Here is a 23,613-nt window from a genome sequence, read left to right as displayed (position 1 = left end):
TCCCTTACCCCTCCGGCCGGCTTCGGACCAGCCGTCGGTGGAGCTCAATCTCAGCCACATCAGCACCGGCATTAGCACATGGTGCACCCCATAAATCCTCCCTTATGGCCTCGATTTGTGGCAGCAGAAGACTCCGCCATTCGTCCCGGCGGAACATTAGCGCCAAGGCCAATGGCCCTGCGACATATGAATCGAATCGCCCGGCGTTAGCAATGTCGTCAATCGGATAAAAGTACTCACCTGGAGACTTCACTAACGATTTGCCGAATTCATCAACAAGCCACGACTCCGGAAGGCACTCGAACACAACGTCACTCAGATACGTTCCAGGACAATCTTCGGCTTGCGTAACGAGTCCCATTTCACTGGCCCGAAGCTGAAAGACTGACTTAAGCCGATTCAAGGCATGCCGATATACACGCCCACCTCCAAGCTCCTGCACCAAAAATCCAGCCGCAGCCGCGTAGTTTCGAACGGCCTCAAAGCCGGAACTCGACGAGAAACACCGCGCCCTAGTCCCCTCCATGCTCTTAGGGTCGGGCAGGACGCGCGAAGGACAGAATCCGGAAACTGTCATTAGCGGCACATCGTGCTCAGCACATATGTGAACGCCAATCAACTGATGACCGCGACGCCAAATCGGCCTGCCGACCTCACGCCGATGCTCCCTAAAACACGCAGAACAGAATCGTACGATTTGGTTACGAAAGCCAGCACCTAGAACCGGTTCTCTCGACGAGTACGACCACCCTGGGGCGACCGGGAGCGCGTGGTGAAGCCGAAACGCATGCGAGCTCATTCCCAAGAGACTGGCCACAACGTCGTGATATCTAGAGCAAAAATCACCAGTCCAGAGGACAAGTGGCGACAGGTCACCTGGCCGACGAAACTCAACAAGATTCAGCACACGTATCCGACCAAGAAACCCCAACGCGTATTCGTCATTCTCTATCGCGGGCAGAATCAGCACACCCCCTCCCCATTACACAGTTACCCATCAACCAACATCTTTTCCAAATGAAATCCAATGAAACACAACAACCAGCAGAGCGACGATAACATCAGCCCAAAAAAATTTAAATGAAAATCGATATTTGAATTAATTGGTATACTACCAACTTTTAAAATAAATTAACTTTAATATACCTTTAAATGCGATTAAATAATTCCGATGTTTACGTGGAATTTTTTAAAAAAAAGATGCACAATTGTATGCGCATTTTTTCACAAGGAAGTGAAGCAGGAAGATTATAGAAATTTCAGAACACGCACGGCGACTCCATCCCAGAAGGCACTCTTCGGGAGAATCACGTACGTAGCGAACGGAAAATCTCACGCATCTCGCTCATATGAAAGCGAGAAACGTGGCACTTAATGGAGGGTGGGATGTAGAAACGAAAAACCGGAATCACCTTGCGGCTCATCCGGCTTCGCCTGCGAAACGCAGAAGACTGGTACCTAGCAATTCCAGTCTCCTCCACTCGCCTGGGCGCGTCAAGCCATTTTTCGCAATTTTTCTGGAAAGCGTTTCCAGAGGGGTAATTGCGCGACCAAGCTTTGGAGGAAAGAAAATGTCATCCACATTTACGAACGCCGTCAAATGGCCTTTCTCCCGGAGGTCATGATGGGAACATCCAAAGGATTGACGATAGCTCGCCTCAAGCAAATATTCAGACGTCAGAAAAATCCAACATGGGGAGAGGACTATCAGCCCTCTACCAAGGCAGAGCGAGGCGAGGCTCCGGCGAAGTCTCACGCATTTAAATTGGGCCCGTGGAAGGTTTCTGGTCGATACATACATCTCCTCTCCAGTCCTGAGCTAGCTGCTGCGCTCATTGGTCTGTATCACCCCGGCGTCGTGGGACTGCAGGAACAGAGAATGCTGTCTCCCGCCCCGAAGGAACATCCGCTCACAAACTTTCCTGGATGTATCGCTGGCGGCTTGCTGCCGTTTCAAGGAATGGTCGCGGTCGCTCAGCGGCTCGACTGCCTAGATGCTCTCCCCAAAGTCTGGGGCGACGACCCAATGTGCGAGACCGGGAAGCGGGAACTCATCTTTCCTTACCTCGGCGACCTGTTGTGGGCTGTGAGGGCGGCAGACGGTCATATCTACTGCGTCAACTGGTCAGTGAAGAGCCGTGAGGAGGATTTCAAGCGACCGTTTGATGACAGGTGGTTATCTCGGTTGAGTCCGCAGCCAAGTGCCAAAGAACAGTTGCGTCATGAGCTTGAAACCATCTACTACGCAGACGCCGGCATTAGGACTGTTCACGTGGCCGGTGAGGCCATCGACCCACATGTGACCGGGAATTTACGCACTCTATTTCTGTGGCACAACCGTGCCGTCAACCTATCGCTGGACCAGCAAACTGACTTGCTGCATCGATTTCGAACATGCATCGACACGGGGATGACTCCGTTAGAAGTCATCGTTCGCTTGGGAGGGAACGGAAGCACGACCACGAACGACTATTGCAACGTCTTCTACCAGAGCATTTGGCGACGAAAGCTTAGAGTCGACCTCTTCCGGCCTGTGCTGATTGACCGGCCGCTGCGTCCCGAAGCCGAGGACGTACTCGCCCGCTACGCAGGGTGGTTCGAGGAGAAGCCATGCTAATCGGCGCTGACATAACAGCACAAGAAGGGTTTGGAGCTCTCGCGAAGGGAATGACTTACAAGTTCGCAGCGAACGCCGGCCCTCTTGTCGTGCTAGCACAATTTTCTACTTCCTCGGGAAATGGCAGCCAATTGGTGCCCACGGTCACGTTGATTCGCTTCCCCCGGACCGAGTTTGAGGATGGTATTGACCGCAAGCTCATCAACGTCGCCTCCACCGCTGCCGAGGTTTTGCCTCCGTGGCTTAAGGAGCTGTCGGACGTGAATATGATGCGACTCAATGACTTTCGACAAAGTAGCAAGCGTTCCTACATCGACTACGCGCAGTCAAGGCTTCTCCACATCGCTCCTGCCCTGGAAAACTTAGCCGACATATTCGCGGCACCAGACATGGAACGCGCAATCAATCAGTTTGCAAATCGGGCGTCCCCCCGCCAAAACCGCGTTCGCTTCCGTCTCTGGCTCCTTACCTACCTTTGCTACGGGCGGAACGTATGGGCGCTCTTACCACCGTTTCATAAATTAGGAAAGAGGGAGAAAGATTTCTCCGAGGTCAAGCAAGGTGCCCCATCAAAATCGAGGGGAAAGAACTCTGGCTACCCTGCAACTCGGCAAATGGTGGAAGCCTGCATGAAGGGGTACCTCAACCATAAAGCACCGGGGCTGTCAATGCAGGAAATCTACGTGCAGACGATGATTCACGTCTTCGAATGCAAAAGCGTTGGTCGCAAAGGAGAACCCCTTCGCTTTGTTCAGTCTGAAGGTAAGCCGTTCCCCACTTTTAATCAGTTTAAGTACTGGGTTGAGAAAGCCATTTCGCCGGAAACCGTTCAAGAGGAGCGTATCGGTCCAGCAAGATATCGCAGACGCAAGGCCGCGTCCAAAGGTCGATTTACCGAGGAGGTCTCAACCGTGTTCGAAATTACCGAGTTCGACGGGCATTACACGGCCGAACTTCCGAAAGGCTACATCGAAGGCAAGCCTCTTCCACCACTCTGCGTCGTCACGGGGCGCGACGTGCTCACCGGGCTCCTGGCGGGCATCGGATTTTCGTTCGATGAGAGCTCCGCCGCGTATCGAATGGCACTTTTTTCTATGGCTGTTCCCAAGAAATTCTTCTGCGCGCTTTTCGGCATCGAGTTGGAAGACGGAAAGTGGACGAACGAAGGTCTCCCGCCCCACATCAGAGGAGACCGCGGCCCTGGCTCCACGCTTGATTTGGTCTCAAATTCTGAAAATCCGCCTGCAATTATCGGGATGACCCCGGCGTACTCTGGCCAGTCCAAAGCCACAATCGAGTCGAGTCACCCCCGGCAAGTCAAGTTTGAAGACGCCCCCACGCACGTTTTGAGCAAACTCACTCCGGTCGAGCTCGCGAAAAAGGAAATCTCCAGGGTAATTATCTATAACAACAAAGCGAACATGTCCGACCGCATGGAGATTGCGCCAGAGTTGGCTTACGTGCTTTCCACCCCACTTGCGATGTTTGAACATTACGACAAGAGAATGCGAAATTCCGCGTTGCCGGTAAGTATCGCTGAAGCCGTACGCTCATTTCTTACTCCGATTTCAGTAGTCGCGAAGAAGGACGGCGTGTACTTCAATGACCGGAGACATGACAGTCAGGCGTTCCGCGAAACCGGGCTACTCGACACAATCGCGCGGAGTTCTCAAGGCCAAGTTGTCTTGAAAGGCTACATGCTCGACCTATGTCTTCGGCATATCTGGGTCGAAGTTGACCACACAATCATCCTCCTGGATGCCATGCTGAAAACTCGCGACGATGAATCTCTGCTGTTCGTCTCAATAGCGGAGTTGGAGCAATGGAAGGAAGCACGTGCACAAGTAAACTCCTTAGCATCAGAGCATCGAAGCGCGGCAATAGCCGAGGGGATAGAGCTCTTCGAACAAAGCACGGGCCAGAGGTGGACTGCGGGTGAACGTCGACGGGGTGCCGCAAAGAAGAGTACGCAGGAAACCAAGGAAGCAAGAAAACTTCTATCTCCGCCCCGGAAGAAATCGGCATGAACAGCCCGCCGTCAACACCGTGGATAGAGCGGTTCCGCCCTCTTCTCAATCCAACCGTGATTGCTGAGAGAGCCTCACTGATGCCCAACCCGCTCATTGGCGTTAGGGAAATGTCGCCGGAGCAGGCCAAATTAGCAATTGAGGCGGAGTTCAAGCGGATTTACTACCCTAGCTCACAGTGCGTCGATGTGCTTCTTACATGGATTACGCACGCGCATGCACATTGCCAGGCTATGTATCCAACATCCCTGAGACATATTGAAGGTGTCTACAGTCCCGATTCACCACTGCCGGAGTACAGCACCCCTCAATGCCTGCACGGAATGGCGGGTGTCGGCAAATCTGCGACGCTTTCGGCGTTCACTCGCCTCATGCCAAAAGTCACCACAGTTACGAGTTCCGACGGAACTGTATTCCCACTGGAGAGCCACCGCGTAGTGACTTTGGGCAATTGCAGCTCCACACGGGACCTCTTGTTGCAACTCACACGGCACCAAGGCCCGGGTAGTTCGAAACGCCTGGAGCAACTGCTTAGGAAACAGGCATTTCGCGACGGTGTGTCATTCCTCTGTCTGGACGAGTTCCAGTTCGTATCCCAATCGCCCACCGCGAACTCGAGAGTAACGCAGATGTTACTTTCCATATACTTCATAGGACTGCCCTGGGCGTTCATCGCGAACGACAGTCTTGTGCGAAAGCTAAAGAACCGGAACAACGAGGACAAGCATCGCCTGCTTAAGAATCACGTCGAACTCAAGCCAGAACTCCCTGACAGTAAAGACTGGGTCACACAAATTGAATGGTGGAAGCGTGTGGCGCCAGACATCTTTGTCTTCGACGCGGCGAGCGATGCAGAAGCGATACATCAGTTGACGGGCGGGGTGAATCGCGCCGCAACACATTTACTATCAGTTGCTGCGACCACTGCAATCCGGTCGCAGTCGAATGTTGACTTGTCCGCTCTGAAGGCAGCCTACAACTCTCGTGACTACGCGACCTTCCGAGAAGAAGTGGAAGACTCGATGTCTCTCGATACGAGGACAAGGAACCGGCTAACGTCACCGCTGCAGCAGGCGACAGTAGTCGACGCACAAGAGCACTTCGAGCGAAAACGACAACAAGCAACAGATGAGAATGCACTATTGGCATCCCTCACCCCGAGCGAACGCACGGCGTATAAAAAGATTCAAGCTAAAAATGGGCCAAAACAGCAAGCCCCTGCAAAAGTCAAAACATTGAAGCGCAGTAAGGAGCCTGCCGGCACGGATAGGGCTCGGTCGCTTTTAGACAACCTTGACTGGTTGAATGACAATCTCTAGTACTCGCGCGGGTATGCACGACGTTGGTGCATTCCTCTAGCCGGCTCCACAGTTCCAGTGAACGCCGGCTATACCTTGAGCTTGTCGCTCCGAGCTCAAGCGGTGAACTCGACACCTCGTCCGTCCCGAAGCGGACAGCTTTACGCTGTGAAAATCCTCGCCGCCGATAGTTCGTGACGCCCGCATTTGAATCGTGGATGTACGTCGTAAGTCATTGATTACGCTAGGGTGAACAACTTTACACGCCAATTCTTAGCGTAAAAGTAGCCTCAGAAGAGCGTTGGACAGGTTTAAGCTCGATTCCCCACCCCAGAAAAATCATTAAAAATCAACAAGATAGGAATCATCCAATGGACAGCCTTAATTGTTTATTTTCAATGCACCGGGCTCGACGCCGCACGCTACTTACACATGTTGGTCGACCTGTCGGTATGCGGGCGTGGGTAGGGCCCCACGGCCGTCGCGGGGCGCTCGGCAAGGCAAGCCTCTGCCGTTGGCTTGCACATCTGGACATTCGTGGTCGGCCCGGTATCGACCACACAACAGACCTGTCCCTTCTGAACGCAAGGATTGTCGTCCGGATCATCGAAGGGCCAGCAGCCGCCGAGAGACAACGTCGCGACGGTCAGTACCAATACGCTGAATTGACGCTTCATTGGCGTATCCCTCAGAAAGTGCCGACCCATTGGGCCGAGGCATAGGTCTGATACAGCGAAGGTGCGCCGTCCTTGAACGTCAGGTTCGGATAGCGCATTTGCAGGACGCGAAAGGCCGGCAGATAGTCCCGGGGCTGCGCGCAGGACGCGTCCTTGCAGGCGACAAGCCCCATGCGCGCGCTGCTTTCGATGAACGATCGCAGATGATCGTCGACGAGGTTTTGTGTGCTGACGATCCTGGCTTGGTCCGGTAGGCACTCAGGGACATCCACATCCACGGAAATGGCAGCGATGGCGCCACCACCGCCCCACGGAAAACCACCGATCCCCGTCGGAACGTGCCGTACTTCCTTCCGCTTCGGACACGTGTAATCCGCCGCGAGAAGGTCGCAATCGACATCCACATGCCCCGGCGCCCGATGCGCCCACATGAACTCACGCTCGGCCTTGTAGAGCGCTTCCGCCCCCGACGTCACCGTCGCCTCCTCGCCGCGGCGCATGGCGAACACGCTCAACTCGGACAGGGAACCGTCGCTTGCCAGCACCTTCACGACCGTGGCGCTCACGTTTGCGGCATTGCGAGGCTCGGCAAGACGCCAATCGATGCTGCGCGTCTGCGGGCTTCGCAACGCATCGCGCGGCACACGAGGTGTGGCTGGTCGACACGCGGCAATCGGCATGTCGGCCGAGTTGATGGCATTTGCACTCAGGGCATCACGATAGTCGGCCAACCGGGCGAACACCGCGAAAGGCAGGTTCAGCAACTTGACCTTCTCGGTCATCGACGCGGCATCGGCCGTCTTCGATGCCAGAATACCGGCCCACTCCGCCTCGTTGGCGTTAATGTCGTCGATCACCTTCTGCTGCCCCGGCCGCGGCCCGGTGCCCGTGCCGGGTGTCGCGCCATTCCACGCCACCACCTGAAAATAGAGGGCCTGAGTCTTCAGCACATGCGCGCGTACCTGCGTCGCGAAGGTGTCGGCACCGTCGCCCACGAGGCGCCGACTGTCGGCAACGGTGAATACGCGCGCCGAAGGAATCTCCAACAGGAAGTTTTTCGCGTTCTCGGGGAAAAGCGTCGCCAGCTCGTCGTCGCTCAACGGGCGCTCCAGATAGCGCGCGACAATCGCCTTGGCCGGCTTTTCGAAGGTCGACGCCCACAGCGGCGATTCGCCATGCGCGGTGAGTGCCGTGGCGGCCAATTGGGCGCCGATGAACTCGTCCTGCCGCGTGCGGTAGCCACTGTTGAACGCCGCCATGGCGAGCGTGGCCATCAGGTCCCGGTCGACGGTCTTCTCGCTCTCCCATCGCGCCTGGATGGCAGCTTGCAACCGGGCAATGAAATCGCGCTGCTGATCTTTTCCCCTCAACAGGTGTTGCTGGTTGAAGAACGTCTGGATCAGCTCGTACTTTTGCTCCTCGCGCCGGGCATTGCGCTCGTCCTTTGCCCCCGCCGGCACCAGCATCGCGATCTGCTGGGCGCGGAACGCCGCGAGATCGAAGTCGCGAACGTCCGGGGAAAGCGCCTTGCTCAACTCGTCGCGCTCGGACTTCAACGTGCTCCACCGCAGATACCAGCCGCCCGCCTCGATAGCGATGACCAGCACCGCGAGAATGCCGCCAACAACGATCGCCATACGCTTCAGATCGACAGCGACACCCCGCTTCCTGCCGAAATAATGGATCCCCGCCACCACGCCGGTCGCCAACAGCGCAGCGACACCCACCACCAGCAATAACGACTTCTGCAACAGGGCAATCGAATAGTAGAGGTTGCGACGAAAGACCCCTTGCTGGTCGTAGAAGGCGCTCTGCACCTGCGCGATTCGCTGGTTCAGCTTGTCGTCGAGATTGTTTTCCGCGTCGTTTGCGGCCAGTTTGATCTGGGCGCTGGCGTCGGCAATGGTCAGCTTCGACCATTTGTCGAGATCGCCCATGCGCGCCTGAAGTACCCGATCGAGTTCCTTTCCTGCCAGGGCAATGAGATCCTTTCCGCGCGCATCGAGGGTGCTGTCGAGGTTGTCGATCGACGGCTGCGTGAAGTAGCCCAGTGCCGTGCCGACAGGGTTCGTTACCGGATTACTGCCGCATACGAGAAAGCACGATGAGCTGCCGACCGCCGGGAGCAGCACCATGACGCTGGCCATCAGGACGGCCAGAAACGCACGAATCCTTGCCCTCACGATGTCGTCCTCTTTCGCTTTGTCGGCCTACCGGCTGTCGATACCCTGAGGCAAGACCGTCATGTCGAGACGACATCGGGCCATTGTCATTCAGCGTAGACGACTGTCGAAAAAAGACATTCATCCATTCGACGGATGCCGAACGAATGACAGGCGCACCGAAGGCGATGAGTCAAGCGTTTGAAGGCGAATGCCCTACGTCACGTCGTTCGGACTAGAAAAGGATGAAATCCTCATTACTGTCGGGAATTGCGCTCAGCAATTGCAAGAGTCCATGCCAGCGCAGCCCATGGGCCAGCACTTCCAGACTGACGTACAGCGTCCAGGCCAACGAGTCATGCGAAACGGGCCGAGGGGATGCAGGCGCACCAAGGCGCTTCTGCCCGGGACTTGCGAGGGGGCACGTGTGCATCGCGCACTCCTATGAGATTTTTCGGGACGGCGACGACGACACGCGCTGCGCCACCAGCGCAGCCAGTACGTCGCGCAAATCCGTTGTACCGAAGCGTCTTTCGCTACCGGGTTCGACGTCGATGCGCCCGTCGTTCTGCGCATCGTTCGTCTCGATAACCAGCTGTATCAGGCTCGCGCTGAGTCCGGCGCTTCGCAACGTCGGCTCCCAAGCATCGCGTGGCAACGCAAAGGCCGAGATCTCACGCTGCGCGACATCGCCGAGTCGTTGTGCGACGTCGAGCGCGCTGAAGCGTCGCGGGCCTTCCACACTCACCAGGCGCCGGCCCTCGCGCGCAAGTCCCGCCGTCAGCAGTTCCGCGGAAACCGCGCCAACGTCGGCGGCCGACACCATCGGCATCGGCGCGTCGAGCGGATGCTGCAGGCTCGGCAGGCGTCCGGTCTCCAGCGCATCGGGCACCAACCGCACCCAGTTTTCCATGTGCTGTGCCGAACGGAGGAGCGTCACGTGGGGGACTGCATCGACGAACGCGGCCTCCAGTTGGTGGAAACACGTTGCGAAGCCCGCCCCCGCGTCGATCTGTGCACCGTAATCCGACAACACGACGACAGGCACCCCCCCGTAATGGCGAAGCCCATTGGCGGTCGCTTCGACCGTTCGGCGCATCGCGGCAGCCAGATCGGGGGCGTTGTAACGCAACGGACACAGCACTTGCACCGCGTGAGCGCCCCTCAGTGCCTGCGTCACCGACGCCGCGTCGTCGAGATCCGCCACCACGACATCGCATCCCAGACGGACAAGGCGCTCCGCCCTGGACGCGTCGCGCACCACGGCACGCACGGCGTGCCCTGCGCCGCGAAGCGCGGTAATCGTTGCGCGCCCGACCTGACCGGACGCCCCAAAGATGACGTACATAACTCACTCCTTGCTCCGACGAATCCCAAGTCTATGAGTGCTCCCGCAGGCAAACGCGCAGGTTCGGAGGATTTACAGCGGATTTGGATGACGAATTGCGTGCGGCCCGGACTTCGGCGCGCTCGACGACGGGCACGCCCGGACAAAATGCAGGAGAATGCGTCATCACGTCGACGACTCCCGAGACAGCGATGAAACAGGCAACGAACGCATTGGGTGCGGTGCTGGTGCCACACTCCGGCCAGCGACAACGGCTCTTGTCGAGCGCGTCGCTGGGATGGTCCGGCTTTGGCGCGGAAATGTTCCGCGTGGCCGCCGGCTTGCACAGCATTCCCGGCATTGGCCACCATCGCGTCGGGGTTCACGTCGGCAAACCCGTCAAGGCGCTTTGCCGGTGCGGCGGCCCGCGCGCCGCGCGCATTCAGTCGCATGTAGACGCCGACATCATTCCCGCAGGCATGCCGGGCGAATGGTCGGACGACGCCGACTGCACGATCCTGAGCATTACGTTTGCCGACGACTTCGTTCGCCGGACCTATGACCAGCTGGGCCTGCCGCCATCGCGCGCACAGATTCAGCCGCGCTTTCAATTCCGAGACGCCCGCTTCCAGCATCTGGCATGGGCGATGCTCGCCGAACTCGAAGCGGAGGAAGCCTCCGATCCGCTCTACGCCGAGAGCCTCGGCACGGCCATGCTCGTGCGCCTCGCGAGTGCCACCGAACCCTTCGACAACAAACGCCGCACGCTGTCGGCCCGCGCCGCCGCACGCGTCGTCGACTACATCGAGTCGCATCTCGACGCACGTTTGTCACTGAGTGAGCTTGCCGCCCTGGTCGATCTGAGCGTGCCGCATTTCAAGGTGCTGTTTCGCGAGACGATGGCCATGCCGGTGCACCGCTACGTCGTGCTGCGTCGCCTCGAACGTGCGAAAACCCTGCTGCTGCGCGGCGAACTCAGCGCCAGTCAGATTGCGCTCGACGTCGGCTTCGCGCATCAGAGTCACATGGCGTCGTGGATGAAGCGAGAGCTTGGCGTCACCCCGCGCGAGATGCTGCGTGCCATCGCGCTGCCTCGCGAGCGACTCGACGGTTGACGACAGGGGCGCGGATCGGCACACGTCGTACACGCCCCCTGCCCTCATCGTCCGCGTGCCTGACGATCACGATCCCACCAGCCGCACACCCACAGAGCCGCCGCGAAGACCAGCGCGACGACACATACCCCGCTCCACCCGGCCCAAGCCCACGCCGCGCCGGACAACATGGCCCCGATCGCCCCGCCCACAAAGAAGATACCGACGAAGAGTGCATTCAGACGGCCGCGCGCTGCCGGATTGATCAGATTGATTGCGCGACGCCCGAGCGTCTGATCGGTGATAACGCCGGCATCGAGCGCCGCCGCCCCTGCCACCAGCAGCGCGAGCGCGAACATGGGATGCGCTTCGGGCGAGAACCCGCCCCAGCCGGCGCCCGCAGCACCGAGCAGGAGCACGGCGGCAATCATGACGAGATGCGCCACGACCTGCGTGATGCGACTCGCGCCCCGATCGCCGAGATACCCGGCGAGTGGCGTCACGATCGCGCCGGACGCCCCAGCCAGCGCGAAGACGGCAACGCCTTGCATGCCGAGCGAAAACGGTGGCTGCGCGAGCCGCAGCGCAATAGCCGTCCAGAACGCACTGAACACGCCGAGCGACAGCGCGGCCTGCGTGGCACGACGCCGCAAGACCGGCTCCGTGCAAAGCAGCGTCCAGAGCGAGCCCAACAGTGCCGGATATCGAGCACCGGTTTGTGGCGTGCGATTCGGCAGACGGAAGTACAGGACGGCGGCGATCAGCGCGTCGGCCAACGCTTCAATGCCATAAAAGGCGCGCCACCCGAAGGCACCGGCGACCAGACTCGCCAGGGGGCGCGAGAGCAGGATGCCTAGCATCAAGCCGCTCATGACGTTGCCGACGGCACGGCCACGCCGACGCTCTGGCGCCATCGACGCCGCCATTGGCACAAGCATCTGGATGACACTCGATGTCGCGCCTGCCAGAAACACGGACGCCAGAAATACCCAGCCCGAATGCGCCAACGCGGCAAGACCCAGGAATGCCGCGCAGCAGGCCAGGGTTCTGACGATCAGCCGTCGATTCTCAAGCAGATCGCACAGCGGCACGAGCAGCAACAGGCCAAACGCATAGCCCAGCTGCGGCAGCATGGCGATGAGACCCGAGAGTTCGGCCGGCAGGTGCAGTGCCTGACTGACCGGGCCCGTCAACGGCTGCGCCGCGGACAGGTTCACGACGATCACGCCAACGGTGGCCGCGAAGAAGACCGTCAGCGGACCGGTCAAGGTATCGGTCGTGTCGGTGACAGTCGATGGGGGAGACGCCATGGCCGCAGTGTCGGCCGTAGCCGAGAGATTTTGCGGACAGACGGGAGACGCTTCAGACATGTTGTTGGTTCCTGCAAGTGACGGTGCAGCTGATTGTAGGAACGCACACGTTATGCCACAATTGAATTATGTTCATATTTATTATGCGAGTTTGTTTTGAACACACATGACTTGCAGGCTTTCGTGGCGGTGGTCGAAAGCGAATCGATGGTCCAGGCGTCGGAAAAACTGTTTCTGACGCAGCCGGGTTTGACCCGTCGGGTGCAGAACCTCGAGAAGATGTTGGGCATGGAACTGCTCGACCGGCAGAGCAAACCGCTCAAGCCGACAGCGGCGGGCAATGAGGTGTACGCGCTCGCGCGCAACGTGTTGCGTGCCGTCGACGATCTGATGGCGCTCGCCTCGCCCGACAACGAGCCGACCGGTGAATTCAAGATCGGCGTGCCACCGTTTCTCTCGGAGCTTGCGCTGGCGCAACCTGTCGACCGCCTGCGCAGCGCCTTCCCGAAGCTCACGCTACGCGTGACCGCCGGATGGTCACCGGGATTGCTTCAGAGTCTCGAGCGCGCCAAGGTCGATGCGGCCGTCGTGTTGCTGCCCGAACATGTGCCGCTGCCCGAAGGCATGCAAGCCACGCTGCTGGCTCACAAGCCGACGGTGGTCGTCGCCCCTCGCGCCTTCAAGTTGCCCAAAGCGCCGACGACGTTGGCCGAGTTGTCCGGCCACCCGTGGGTGCTCAATCAGGACGGCTGCGGCATGCGTTCGGCGCTGAGCCGTGCGGTGGCTGCCGCCGGTCTGCCGTTCAACGTCGCCGTCGAAGCCTTCGGATCGGAGTTGCAGCTATCGCTCGTCGCCCGGGGCATGGGGGTGGGTCTCGCCGCCCCCGAAGTGCTCGCGCGCAGTCCGTATCGCAAGTCGTTGCAAGTGCTCGACGTCACCGATTTCAAGAGCCGGCTGAACGTGTGGCTCGTGCATGGCGCGCTGCCGAAGCGACTTGCGCAGCCCGTCGCTTTGATGCGCGACGCGCTGATCGACGAGCTGAAGAACGACACCGCCGATACGCCCCGATGACGAAGCGGCCCCACTCTGACGACGCGAAGAAGACATCATGAGATTTGCCGTCGCAACGTATGGAACCGAAGGCGACACCCGGCCGCTGGCCATGCTCTGCCGGGCCTTGATGGATGCCGGGCATGACGCCTGTCTGCTCGCCGATCGGGCGACGCTCGGCGCGGCGAACGAGCTTGGTGTCGCTACCGTGCCACTGTCCGGCGACATTCGCGGCACGCTGCAACCCGACCTGGCGATCTCCGGTGTGGTCAACGACGGGCGCGGATTCTCCAGCATGGCGAGCGCACTGGCCCATATCGCCAACACGCACGCACAGGCGTGGCTGCGTGAAATCGTCGAGACCGCGCAAGACTGCGACGCCATCCTCGTGTCGGGTCTTGCGGCTTTCGTCGGACTCTCGGCGGCCGAGCATCTCGGTATCCGGTGCATTGGAACGGGGCTCATCCCGATCTCGCCGACTGCGGAATTCGCGTCCCCGTTCCTGCCGCCGAATCGGGTGCCCCGATGCCTCAATCGCGCGAGTCAGCAATTCGTGAACCAGATGTTGTGGCGAGCCTTCCGTCGACAGACGAACGCGGCGCGTGCCAGCGTATGCGGTCTGCCGCCACGCAAGGCGTTGTGGACGGAGCACGCCATGCTTTACGGGATCTCGCCGAGCCTCGTGCCGCAACCGAAGGATTGGCCCGCGAATGCGCGAATCTGCGGGCAATGGATTGCCCCCTCCGCGCAGTGGACGCCGCCGAAATCGCTCACGCAATTTCTCGACGCTGGCGAGGCGCCCATCTACATCGGTTTCGGCAGCATGACGGGACTCGCCTCGGAGGCATTGCTCGCAAAGATGATCTCGGCAGTCGACGGGCGACGTGTGGTGTTCTTCCCGGGCTGGAGCCGGGCCGACACCTCGACGCTGCCGTCGAATTTTCACGTCATCGGCGACACGCCGCACGACTGGCTGTTCCCGCGCGTGTCGCTCGTGGTGCATCACGGCGGCTCAGGGACGTCGCATTCCGCGTGTCGGGCAGGCGTGCCCTCGGTCGTGATGCCCTTTGCCGGCGATCAGCCGTTCTGGGCCGATCGTCTCCGGCGCGCGGGCGTGGCCGGTGCGCCCCTGAACGGGCGCAAACTTCGGGCGCCGGATCTGGCAGCCGGCATCGCGTTCGCCGAACGCGCATCGACAACATCGCGCGCAAGCGAACTCGGCGCGGCCATGCGCGCCGAAAACGGATTGGGCAACGCACTCGCTGCCATCGACGCACTCATGAAGGCGTGACGCGCGACGTCAGACTTGCGTGTCCGGCAAGCGCGCGTCGGTCCGGCCACGACCGGAGACCGGCATTGACTCCAGCTCGAAGTACGCGATGCCCGACGGCGTGCGCCCGATCCCGGCCGGCTCGCTCGTTGGCGACGCCGTGGTTCGCTCGTCTGCGCGACACGACGACGCGCCCATCACACGCTCGAGCAACGCCGCGCTCCAGTGCTGGTACAACAGCAGCAAGCGATACGACGCACGCATGGGCGTGACGGCCACGCTCGCCCAGCGCCCCTCGGCCCATCGCTGCCCCCAAGGGCTTTCCGCGGGACGCAGGCTTAAATGGTCCGCGCCATCGACGCGGGACGGATGACAGGGCACGGAGAACTGCTGGCACGCGAGCGAGATCTGATCCGCCTGCAGGTCATCGCACGACGTGAGTAAGCGCTCGCGAAGTCTGTCATGTGTGGCAATTTTCGCGAGCAGCGCCGTGTCGCAATACATGGACATCTGCGCGACACGCGCGACCCGTTCCAGCACAGTCGTGTGGCAGTTTTCCGGGACGTCCGCCAGACGTAGGCAGAGGTGTTGCCAGCGTTGCGTCAGGTCCTGCGCATCGGACACGAAAGCCTGATTTCGCGCCCATGTGCCCAGCAGGCTCGTAACGGCTCGGCACGAATCGAGCATCAGTCCTGCCACGCGCAAGATCCCGCGATAGCCGCCCAGCTCACGCGTTTCGTCCGACGTGCCCGAGAACCACGACGGCACCCAGAGTCCCAGACGTGCGGGAGGTACTGCGGAGTTCGCAAACGTGAAAAGCGTGGCGACGTCGCGCGCCCGTGTCAGCGACCCGAGCGTGTCACGCCACGACGAATGTGACGACGCAGCCGCCCACGGCGGCCCCATCACGCACGCTTCGAGCAGTCGGCAACCGGCGTCCAGACGTTTGAGCACTTCGTCCACGGCATGATGGCGAATCAGCGTCGGCGAGCCGAGCGATTGCGTGATCACGCCCTTGGCGCCCTCGAAGGCCAACAGCGTCCAATCGGCCCAAGGCACGCCAAACGGCGTGTTCGCCGCGTCCACACCGCGCCCCGTGGCTGCGGTCGCTTCATCGGCCGTCATCTGCTGGTGAAAGCAGGCGGCGATAACAGCAAGCAACGACAGATTGCCGGCGAGCGATACGGCGTCGCGCGCCGCGCGAAAATGCCACCCCCGGTTGCCGGTGGCGACGATCGCGTCAAGCCAGTGCGTCATGTCCTGGCGCATGGTGTCGACCGTGGGTGCCTCAGGTGCGCGCGTATGCGTGTGAGTAGGCGCCAACATCGATTCGACATCGCCCAGCCGCCGCGCCAGTCGCGCGTCGCGCTCATGGGCCAGCGCGAACTCCTTGCGATAGAAGTGCTGGCATGCGCCCGTCGTCGCCCACAATCCTGCCCTCGCACGTGTGAAGGCTTTCGCCAGCGTCGGATCGACGGCACGCGCCATCGGATCTCCCGGCAACGGTACGTGCCATCGTGCGTGGCTTGTCGCATTGGCTGCGCGCGACATCTGCGCGGCAAGGCTCGCCTGCCCGGCGCGACAGGCCATTGTGTCCTCCCGCATGCCCGCAGGTTCGATGCCCGCAGGCGTCCGCCAATCCCCCGTCCACCCGATTGCCCCCGCACACTGCTGACCCCACATGACATCCCCCGCACTGTCGTCGCCGGGCGCGCCGGCAAAGCGCCGACTATAGGCAGAGGGCAACGAACATGCGGAATCTTGTCGAGCGGCCACGCGGGAGGGCCGCGTCGGCTCGGCTTCTACTGCGTAGCGGGATGTCCATCCACCGCACCCCAGCGAGCGCCCACTTACGCAGCTTGTGCAAGACATCGCGCGTCGCCTCTCGCCAAGTGCCGATGCGTCGCGGTAGACTTTCGGACACCTGATATGCGCGTGCCGATTCGCGCGCCGAGTCTACTCTGCCCTTATGTCCAATACCCCTGCACAAGCGCCTGCCACGTCCGCCGGTACGCAACCGTCGTTGCCTCTCGTTCCGCTCTCGCCCGACGACATTCCGCTGGGCGAAGCGCTGCCCTGGGCCATCGTCGACCGCAATGGCGAACCGCTGCTGGCCGTGGGAGACATCGTGCCGACGCAGGCCGGACGCGACTGGCTGTTCACGTCGTTTGCACCGCACCGCGTGGCGAATCTCGGTGAGGACGATGTCGCAGCAGACAGCGCCGCCTCGCCCCCGCAAGTACTCACTGACAATGCAGGTGCCGGCGCGACGCCCCCTCAATACAGCCTTGCCGACCTGAACCTGCGCCCCGGCGACTGGTTGCAGATCCAGTTGCCGCCGGGTGCCGGCTCGCAGCGAGTCCGCACACGTGTCATCGGCCACGCACCGAATCAGATGCTCTTCGTCACTGCTCTCACGGGACGGTCTGCGCCGCCGACATTACAGATGAGCGAGCGGCTCGAACTGTGGACGTTCTCCGGTGAAGACATCTATCACTTCGTTTGTACGGTCGAGCGCGTGGAGCGTGCGCCGTTCGACTACGTGGTGCTCTCGGCGCCGGCGCAGATTCGTCGCAAGGTGTTGCGACGCTCGCAGCGCGTGCCCGCGAAGCTCGTCGTCTCGGCCAGTGCGGGCGAGGCTCGCCACCTTGCGCTGTTGCAGGACGTGAGCGCCGAGGGCGTCTCGCTGCTCGCCGATGCGCCGCTCGGCGCTCCCGGCGATACCCTGCAACTGGCGTTTCGCGTGCGCGTGGGGGACATCGACATGCCCATCGAGGCGACCGGCACGATTCGCGGCGTCCAACAGGGCGACGATGGCCATCTGCACGGCATCGAACTGCCTGTGCTCGACCCGGCGCATTACGTCGCGCTCAAGTGTTATGTGTACGAGCGTCTGCTCGCGCTCGGGGGGGCGTGATGGCCACGTCGAAGTCTCCCAAATCGGCGGCCTCCCAGGAACCGGGCGAGCACGGCGAACCGAACGGGCGGCCGCGCACGCTCGCCAGCCAGACGCTCTTTCGCGGTCTCGACATCGTGGAAGCCGTTGCCAACGGTGTCGACACCGTACCCGCGCTCTCGGCGCACACCGGCATTACGCCGTCGACCACGCACCGCATTGCATCGGCTCTCGTGCATGCTGGTTATCTGCGTTTCGAACCGCGCCGCGGCTACCGGCTCGGTAACAAGCTCATCGAACTGGGGTTTCTCGCCTATCGCCAGATCGACTTGCCGCGCGTGGCCCGTCCCGCGCTCGAAGTTCTGGCCAGCGAGACACAGGACACCGTGCATCTCGCGATCGCCGACGGCTGGGAAGTGATGTATCTCGACAAGTTGCCCGGGCAGCGGGCGGTGGAAATCAGTTCGCGCATCGGTGGACGCAAGCCGATTTGCGTAACCGGCGTGGGCAAGGCGCTGCTGATCGATCAGACGGAAGAGGACTGGCGCGCACAGCTCGAACACTATCAGGCACAGGTGCCATCGCATCCGGTCGATACGGCGGCGTGGATCGCCCGCATGCATGACTACGCGCGACTGGGATATGCCTTCGATCTGGAAGACGACACACCGCAGATTCGCTGCGTGGCGGCGCCTGTCTACGACGCGAGTCAGCGGATCGTGGCAGCCATCAGTGTGTCGAGTACGACGAAATACATGAGCCGCGAGCGCATGCAAGAACTCGTTCCGCGCGTGAAGGACGCCGCCGCGCAGATCAGCCGTCAGCTCGGGTGGGCTGCGGGTGGGCTCAAGTAGTCATTTCCGGTCGTCGGGGTTCTGCCGAAATGGCTTCTCGCAGCCGATAGCCGCCAATTACTCCACCCAACAAAGGCCATCGACATAAGCGCCCCCAATAAAAAAATGCCGGCCCTTCACTGAAGGGGCCGGCACAGTGACTACTTCAAGGATGCCACTACCTGGGTGATGCGTTCCCAACGACTAATACGCTTTGAACGCCTTGCCTTGCTTTAAAGCCACATCGTCCAATCGAAATTACGCGGCGCGACGCTTGAGCAGATCGAGCGCGACGTCGACGATCATGTCTTCCTGACCGCCCACCATACGACGCTGCCCCAGCTCGACGAGGATATCGACCGTCTTGAGGTTGTAGTGCGACGCTGCGGCTTCCGCGTGACGCAGGAAGCTCGAATACACACCGGCATACCCCAGTGCCAGCGTTTCGCGATCCACGCGAACCGCGCGGTCCTGCAGCGGACGCACGATGTCGTCGGCCGCATCCATCAGCGTGTACAGATCGCAGCCGTGGTTCCAGCCCAGACGTGAGGCCGCCGCAATGAACACTTCCAGCGGCGCATTGCCCGCGCCAGCGCCCATGCCGGCAAGGCTCGCATCGATGCGATCACATCCCTCTTCCACGGCCACGATCGAGTTCGCCACGCCGAGGCTCAGGTTGTGGTGCGCGTGCATGCCGGTGAGCGTCTCGGGCTTGAGCACGTCCTTGAATGCGCGGAAACGATCGCGCACGTCGTTCATGCCCAGCGCGCCGCCCGAATCCACCACGTAGATGCACTCGGCACCGTACGATTCCATCAGCTTGGCTTGTTCCGCCAGATGCTGCGGCGTGGTCATGTGGCTCATCATCAGGAAGCCGACCGTGTCCATGCCCAGCTCACGTGCGTAGGCAATGTGCTGACGCGAGACATCCGCCTCGGTGCAATGCGTAGCGATACGCACGACACGGGCGCCCGCGTCGTAGGCTTCGCGCAGGTCATGCACGGTACCCACGCCCGGCAGCAACAGCGTAGCCACCTTGGCGTGCGTGACGGTCTCGGCCACGGCAGCGATCCACTCGAGATCGGTGTGCGCGCCAAAGCCGTAGTTGAAGCTGGAGCCGGACAGGCCGTCGCCATGCGCGACTTCGATCGAATCGACGCGCGCGGCATCGAGCGCGGCCGCAATCGCCTTCACGTTGGCAATGCTGTACTGGTGACGAATCGCGTGGCTGCCGTCGCGCAGCGTCACGTCAGAGATATAGAGCTTTTTCTGCGTCATGATGGTGTGTGTCTCCTGATAGCGCGTGCGACGTTCAGGCCGCGAGCGCCAGGCGCGTGGCGGCGATACGGTCGGCGCAGGCCAGCGCAGCGCTGGTCATGATGTCGAGGTTGCCCGCGTAGGCCGGCAGATAGTGTGCCGCGCCTTCCACTTCGAGGAAGACCGAGGTCTTCAGGCCGGTGAGCTTGCCCAGGCCAGGCACGTTGAGCGGACGCGATGCGTCGAACAGCTCGAACTGCACCTTCTGCTTGAGACGGTAGCCCGGCACGTAGCTGTGCACCTTGTCGACCATCGCCTGAATGCTCGCTTCGATTGCGGCCTGGTCGCCCGGCTCGGACAGCACGAAAACGGTGTCGCGCATGATCAGCGGCGGCTCGGCCGGATTCAGCACGATGATCGCCTTGCCACGCGAAGCGCCACCCAGCACTTCAATGGCCTTGGACGTCGTCTCGGTGAACTCGTCGATGTTGGCGCGCGTGCCGGGGCCGGCCGACTTGCTCGAGATCGATGCCACGATTTCCGCGTAATGCACCTTCGCGACTTGCGAAATGGCCGCGACCATCGGAATGGTCGCCTGCCCGCCGCACGTCACCATGTTGATGTTGCGTGCGTCGAGATGCGCATCGAGGTTGATCGACGGAATCACGTACGGGCCGATGGCCGCCGGCGTGAGATCGATCACCTGCACGCCGCGCGCTTGCAGCAGCTCGTTGTGATGCGAATGCGCCTTGGCCGACGTGGCGTCGAACGCGATACGAATGTCTTCGAAACCCGGCATGGCCAGCAGACCATCGATGCCTTCGGCCGTCACCGGCACACCCAGGCGCTGCGCGCGCGCCAGTCCGTCGGAGGCCGGATCGATACCGACCATTGCGCCCATTTCCAGATGCTCGCTGTTGCGCATCACCTTGATCATCAGGTCGGTGCCGATGTTGCCCGAGCCAATGATCGCCACTTTCTGTTTGCGTCGTTCTGTCACTGTCGTCTCCTGAACGTGTCCGTCCACCGGTATGAGCCGCATCGTAATTCCGCGACGAGTAAAATGTCAATATGTAAACATTGATCTCATATATTGAGATATTGATCGACAACCGATTTATCCACATTTTTTGTTCACAAGCCCGTTGATAACTTGCGGAAAAGCGCGCCAAGTTGCTGATTCGTCAGGGAAGAATTGCCGCGCGCGAAAGTTGAGCCATGTGCTGCAAAACGCGGCGTGACGCGGGCCGGCTGTCGATTCGAAGATGCCTCGTTATCCACAGAATCTGTTTGCAAGCCGGTGGACAACTTCAGGATAGATAGCGCAAGTCCTTGATCGGACGCGGAAAAGAAGTGGCGCGCATTTGCTGCGCCACGATGGGTCGTCGCATCGATGATGACGGTGTGCAACACAGCGGGCAGCGCAACCTGCATGCAGGGCTGCGCGTTATCCACAGAAAATGTTCACAACCCGGTGAATAACACGTCGATATCCGCGATAGCCCGTTGACGCGAAAGGATTTATTCGCGGCGCAGCAGGTTAGGTCAATTGATGCACTCACAGCGGGCAGCCGGACAAATCGACCACGATGCGAACTTTCGCATGCGAGCGCGTGTCTAGAAGACTCGCGAATGCCGGTCACGCATGCCATCGACGCGCCAGATGCCGACGTTGCACGCAGACCCCATTCACCCGCGCGAGGTCGACGCTTACGATCGACACGCGTCTCGCGGCGTCAGGCCGCTTTCCGCTACAAGATTCTCGCAACCATGCCTACGAACCCCCAATGCACCGGGCGGCTCGCGTCATCGATTTCACTCGCATCGCTTGCCATACCTTCCGGACTCCCCCGCTTCTCCCGCGCCTGCCGCCATCACTCGCTCGCGATCGGCGCAGCACTGGCTTGCCTTTCGCCGCTAGCGGCGCACGCCGACAACGCCCCTGAGTCGTCTGGCACCATCTCCACATGGACCGGCGCCATCGTCGACGAAGTGCGAGACGTGGCGACCCAGGGGGCAAGCGAGCTTTACGTGCCGCTGCACACGCACCATCTTCGCTTCGCCTACACCGCCGACAAGATCTCCCAGTACAACGAGAACCCCTGGGGCCTGGGCTACGGACGCGTGCTGTCCGACGGCAAGAACGGTTCGCGCATGCTTTACGCCATGGCGTTCAAGGATTCGCACAACGACTGGTCGCCCATGGCGGGTTACGGCCGTATCTGGAACGTCGCCAATGCCGGCCCGGTGCGCTTCGGCCTCGGCTATACCGTGTTCCTGATGTCGCGTTCGGACACACTCGGTGGCGTGCCCTTCCCCGGCGCGCTGCCGCTCGCCGAGATCGGCATCGGCCGCGCGTCGGTCGCCACCGCGTATGTGCCCGGCGGCAAGGGCAACGGCAACGTGCTGTTCATCTTCGGCCGCTACACGTTCGGCAAAGCGGGCTAAGCCGATGCCTCCCGGGATTCCGGCATGGTGCGCGCGCACCATGCTCCGAATCCCGCGATGTACGTGTACGCCAACGCCGGCACCAGAAACGACAGCACCACGCCTGCACCGTCCGCCAGCGTGCCCTGCAGATACGGCAACACCGCACCGCCCACGATCGCCATGCAGATCAGCCCGCCGCCTTCGCTGACGCGCGATCCGAGCCCGCCCACCGACAGCGAGAAGATCGTCGGGAACATGATCGCGTTGCCCAGCCCGCACGCCAGCAGCAGCCACATCCCGAACGTCGCCGGCACCGCCAGCGACACAAGAATCAGCAGCAGGTTGTAGAACGCACACAGGCAGAGCATCTTGCCCGGCGAAACCTTGCGCAGCAGCCAGGCGCCGATGAACCGCCCCACCATCGCCCCACCCCAGTAGAACGGCAGATACCGGCTCGCCTGCGCATGCCCGGTAATCCCCGTATCCGTATTCGTCAGGTAGACGATGAGGAAACTGCCGATGCTGACTTCCGCACCGACATAAAGAAATAGCGCCACGATGCCGTAACGCAAGGGACGGTGCGCAAGCAAGCTGCGCACGTTGCCCAGCACACCGGGTGGCGACGCATGCCCGTCGCGCTGTTCCGGCAGCGTCAGACGCCAGAGCACCACGCCGCCCGCGAGCAACACCGCCGCGAGCCATCCGTAGGGGCCACGCACGCTGTCGACGGCATGCCCGGCAATCTCCTCGGGCCGCGGCGCCAGGATCCAGAGGGCCGCGAGCGGTGGCCCGACGGTCGTGCCGAGCGAGTTGAATGCCTGCACCAGCGTGAGGCGGCTGGCCGCTTCGCCGCGCGAGCCCAATGTCTCGACATAGGCGTTGACGGCGACCTGGAGCAACGTCACGCCGCTTGCCAGTACGAAGAGCGCGATGAGGAAACAGGGATACGAGACGAGCGCCGCAGCGGGAAAGAACAGCGCGCACCCCAGGCCGGCCAGCCACAGCGAGCTGGCCAGGGCGCGCCGGTATCCGACGCGCGCCGTGTACTGTCCCGCCGGGTACGAAACGACGAAGTACGCGGCAAAGAAGCTGGACTGGATGAGCGCCGCGTCGCGAAACGTCAGGTCGAAAGCGGTTTTGAAATGCGGCACCAGAATATCGTTGAGCGACGTGATGAGGCCCATCGCGAAGAAAAGCGTCGCAAGCATCGCAAGTACGCGATTCGCAGACGGTATGGCGGACGCACCGGAAATACCAGGGTCGGAAGGCGTGGGACGAACGGTGGTGCGGGACTCACTCGTGCGATCGGACGACATGCATCTCTCCAGTGAACAACGGCGCGAAGCACGTTGAAGACGCAATGAA

At 61.2% G+C, this 23,613-nt stretch carries 18 protein-coding genes; 9 read left to right on the top strand and 9 right to left on the bottom strand.

What is annotated here, in order from left to right; genetic code table 11:
* Nucleotides 1-4: 4 nt before the first annotated feature.
* The gene (locus tag ABWO90_RS03905) at nt 5-799 is read right to left on the bottom strand and encodes a TniQ family protein (protein WP_353189939.1); all 795 of its coding nucleotides are present in this window, start codon (nt 797-799) and stop codon (nt 5-7) included.
* Between the two features lie 801 nt (nt 800-1,600).
* Here ABWO90_RS03905 and ABWO90_RS03900 point away from each other — a divergent pair.
* From ABWO90_RS03900 to ABWO90_RS03890, 3 genes are read left to right on the top strand one after another with little or no spacing between them, the layout of a single operon-like run.
* Nucleotides 1,601-2,617, top strand: coding sequence for a PDDEXK family nuclease (locus tag ABWO90_RS03900; protein WP_353189881.1), 1,017 nt, complete (start codon nt 1,601-1,603; stop codon nt 2,615-2,617).
* Entirely contained in the window at nt 2,611-4,644 is a 2,034-nt protein-coding gene (locus tag ABWO90_RS03895; RefSeq protein WP_353189880.1) for a TnsB C-terminal domain-containing protein, read from the top strand. Before ABWO90_RS03900 ends, ABWO90_RS03895 begins: the two co-directional genes overlap by 7 nt.
* Nucleotides 4,641-5,963 (top strand): TniB family NTP-binding protein, encoded by a 1,323-nt coding sequence (locus tag ABWO90_RS03890; protein WP_353189879.1) that lies wholly within the window; start codon nt 4,641-4,643, stop codon nt 5,961-5,963. The genes ABWO90_RS03895 and ABWO90_RS03890 overlap by 4 nt, the downstream gene beginning before the upstream one ends.
* Before the next feature lie 667 nt (nt 5,964-6,630).
* On the opposite strand, the gene ABWO90_RS03885 is transcribed toward ABWO90_RS03890, so the two are convergent.
* Nucleotides 6,631-8,802 carry a hypothetical protein gene (locus ABWO90_RS03885; protein ID WP_353189878.1) on the bottom strand — a complete coding sequence of 724 codons (2,172 nt, stop codon included), beginning with the start codon at nt 8,800-8,802 and terminating at the stop codon, nt 6,631-6,633.
* Nucleotides 8,803-9,223: 421 nt separating this feature from the next.
* Complete coding sequence (locus ABWO90_RS03880; protein WP_353189877.1) at nt 9,224-10,129, bottom strand: NmrA family NAD(P)-binding protein; 906 nt, start codon at nt 10,127-10,129, stop codon at nt 9,224-9,226.
* A gap of 191 nt (nt 10,130-10,320) precedes the next feature.
* Between ABWO90_RS03880 and ABWO90_RS03875 the strand changes: the two genes are divergently transcribed.
* Nucleotides 10,321-11,223, top strand: a complete 903-nt coding sequence (locus ABWO90_RS03875) for an AraC family transcriptional regulator (protein ID WP_353189876.1) — start codon at nt 10,321-10,323, stop codon at nt 11,221-11,223.
* 44 nt (nt 11,224-11,267) lie between these two features.
* Here ABWO90_RS03875 and ABWO90_RS03870 read toward each other — a convergent pair whose 3' ends face one another.
* Nucleotides 11,268-12,512 carry an MFS transporter gene (locus tag ABWO90_RS03870; RefSeq protein ID WP_353189938.1) on the bottom strand — a complete coding sequence of 415 codons (1,245 nt, stop codon included), beginning with the start codon at nt 12,510-12,512 and terminating at the stop codon, nt 11,268-11,270.
* Between the two features lie 156 nt (nt 12,513-12,668).
* Between ABWO90_RS03870 and ABWO90_RS03865 the strand changes: the two genes are divergently transcribed.
* Together ABWO90_RS03865 and ABWO90_RS03860 are read left to right on the top strand one after the other, a co-directional pair.
* On the top strand, nt 12,669-13,583 hold the full coding sequence (locus tag ABWO90_RS03865; protein WP_353189875.1) for a LysR family transcriptional regulator: 915 nt from the start codon (nt 12,669-12,671) through the stop codon (nt 13,581-13,583).
* 37 nt (nt 13,584-13,620) lie between these two features.
* Complete coding sequence (locus ABWO90_RS03860) at nt 13,621-14,853, top strand: glycosyltransferase (RefSeq protein ID WP_353189874.1); 1,233 nt, start codon at nt 13,621-13,623, stop codon at nt 14,851-14,853.
* A 9-nt stretch (nt 14,854-14,862) separates the two neighbouring features.
* Here ABWO90_RS03860 and ABWO90_RS03855 read toward each other — a convergent pair whose 3' ends face one another.
* Nucleotides 14,863-16,422 carry a hypothetical protein gene (locus tag ABWO90_RS03855; protein ID WP_353189873.1) on the bottom strand — a complete coding sequence of 520 codons (1,560 nt, stop codon included), beginning with the start codon at nt 16,420-16,422 and terminating at the stop codon, nt 14,863-14,865.
* A 379-nt stretch (nt 16,423-16,801) separates the two neighbouring features.
* On the opposite strand from ABWO90_RS03855, the gene ABWO90_RS03850 reads away from it, so the two are divergent.
* A complete protein-coding gene (locus ABWO90_RS03850) occupies nt 16,802-17,749 on the top strand; it encodes a flagellar brake protein (protein ID WP_353189872.1) in 948 nt (315 codons plus the stop codon).
* A complete protein-coding gene (locus ABWO90_RS03845; protein WP_353189871.1) occupies nt 17,749-18,582 on the top strand; it encodes an IclR family transcriptional regulator in 834 nt (277 codons plus the stop codon). The genes ABWO90_RS03850 and ABWO90_RS03845 overlap by 1 nt, the downstream gene beginning before the upstream one ends.
* 237 nt (nt 18,583-18,819) lie before the next feature.
* Here the strand turns inward: ABWO90_RS03845 and dmpG are convergent, their stop codons facing one another.
* From dmpG to ABWO90_RS03830, 3 genes are all read right to left on the bottom strand, one after another.
* Nucleotides 18,820-19,839: a 4-hydroxy-2-oxovalerate aldolase gene (gene dmpG, locus ABWO90_RS03840; protein ID WP_353189870.1), complete on the bottom strand. Its 1,020-nt coding sequence runs from the start codon at nt 19,837-19,839 to the stop codon at nt 18,820-18,822.
* 34 nt (nt 19,840-19,873) lie between these two features.
* Nucleotides 19,874-20,860: an acetaldehyde dehydrogenase (acetylating) gene (locus ABWO90_RS03835; protein WP_502922534.1), complete on the bottom strand. Its 987-nt coding sequence runs from the start codon at nt 20,858-20,860 to the stop codon at nt 19,874-19,876.
* A 92-nt stretch (nt 20,861-20,952) separates the two neighbouring features.
* On the bottom strand, nt 20,953-21,252 hold the full coding sequence (locus ABWO90_RS03830; protein WP_353189868.1) for a hypothetical protein: 300 nt from the start codon (nt 21,250-21,252) through the stop codon (nt 20,953-20,955).
* 336 nt (nt 21,253-21,588) lie between these two features.
* Between ABWO90_RS03830 and pagP the strand changes: the two genes are divergently transcribed.
* Nucleotides 21,589-22,266, top strand: coding sequence for a lipid IV(A) palmitoyltransferase PagP (pagP, locus tag ABWO90_RS03825; protein ID WP_353189867.1), 678 nt, complete (start codon nt 21,589-21,591; stop codon nt 22,264-22,266).
* Here the strand turns inward: pagP and ABWO90_RS03820 are convergent.
* Entirely contained in the window at nt 22,263-23,456 is a 1,194-nt protein-coding gene (locus ABWO90_RS03820; protein ID WP_353189866.1) for a sugar MFS transporter, read from the bottom strand. The genes pagP and ABWO90_RS03820 overlap by 4 nt on opposite strands.
* Nucleotides 23,457-23,613 lie beyond the last annotated feature (157 nt).

Origin of the sequence: Pandoraea pnomenusa (assembly GCF_040391475.1) — a bacterium.
Classification (GTDB): Bacteria; Pseudomonadota; Gammaproteobacteria; order Burkholderiales; family Burkholderiaceae; genus Pandoraea; species Pandoraea pnomenusa_C.
This window is presented reverse-complemented; position numbering and strand designations above follow the sequence as displayed.

Coding starts and splice junctions, on each gene's coding strand:
- ABWO90_RS03860 (WP_353189874.1), top strand. CDS start 13,621: ATGAGATTTGCCGTCGCAACGTATGGAACCGAAGGCGACACCCGGCCG.
- ABWO90_RS03900 (WP_353189881.1), top strand. CDS start 1,601: ATGGCCTTTCTCCCGGAGGTCATGATGGGAACATCCAAAGGATTGACG.
- ABWO90_RS03845 (WP_353189871.1), top strand. CDS start 17,749: ATGGCCACGTCGAAGTCTCCCAAATCGGCGGCCTCCCAGGAACCGGGC.
- ABWO90_RS03855 (WP_353189873.1), bottom strand. CDS start 16,422: ATGGCCTGTCGCGCCGGGCAGGCGAGCCTTGCCGCGCAGATGTCGCGC.
- ABWO90_RS03895 (WP_353189880.1), top strand. CDS start 2,611: ATGCTAATCGGCGCTGACATAACAGCACAAGAAGGGTTTGGAGCTCTC.
- dmpG (WP_353189870.1), bottom strand. CDS start 19,839: ATGACGCAGAAAAAGCTCTATATCTCTGACGTGACGCTGCGCGACGGC.
- ABWO90_RS03905 (WP_353189939.1), bottom strand. CDS start 799: ATGAGCTCGCATGCGTTTCGGCTTCACCACGCGCTCCCGGTCGCCCCA.
- ABWO90_RS03850 (WP_353189872.1), top strand. CDS start 16,802: ATGTCCAATACCCCTGCACAAGCGCCTGCCACGTCCGCCGGTACGCAA.
- ABWO90_RS03835 (WP_502922534.1), bottom strand. CDS start 20,860: ATGCGGCTCATACCGGTGGACGGACACGTTCAGGAGACGACAGTGACA.
- ABWO90_RS03820 (WP_353189866.1), bottom strand. CDS start 23,456: ATGCTTGCGACGCTTTTCTTCGCGATGGGCCTCATCACGTCGCTCAAC.
- ABWO90_RS03870 (WP_353189938.1), bottom strand. CDS start 12,512: ATGGCGTCTCCCCCATCGACTGTCACCGACACGACCGATACCTTGACC.
- pagP (WP_353189867.1), top strand. CDS start 21,589: ATGCCTACGAACCCCCAATGCACCGGGCGGCTCGCGTCATCGATTTCA.
- ABWO90_RS03875 (WP_353189876.1), top strand. CDS start 10,321: ATGAAACAGGCAACGAACGCATTGGGTGCGGTGCTGGTGCCACACTCC.
- ABWO90_RS03830 (WP_353189868.1), bottom strand. CDS start 21,252: ATGCAGGTTGCGCTGCCCGCTGTGTTGCACACCGTCATCATCGATGCG.
- ABWO90_RS03890 (WP_353189879.1), top strand. CDS start 4,641: ATGAACAGCCCGCCGTCAACACCGTGGATAGAGCGGTTCCGCCCTCTT.
- ABWO90_RS03880 (WP_353189877.1), bottom strand. CDS start 10,129: ATGTACGTCATCTTTGGGGCGTCCGGTCAGGTCGGGCGCGCAACGATT.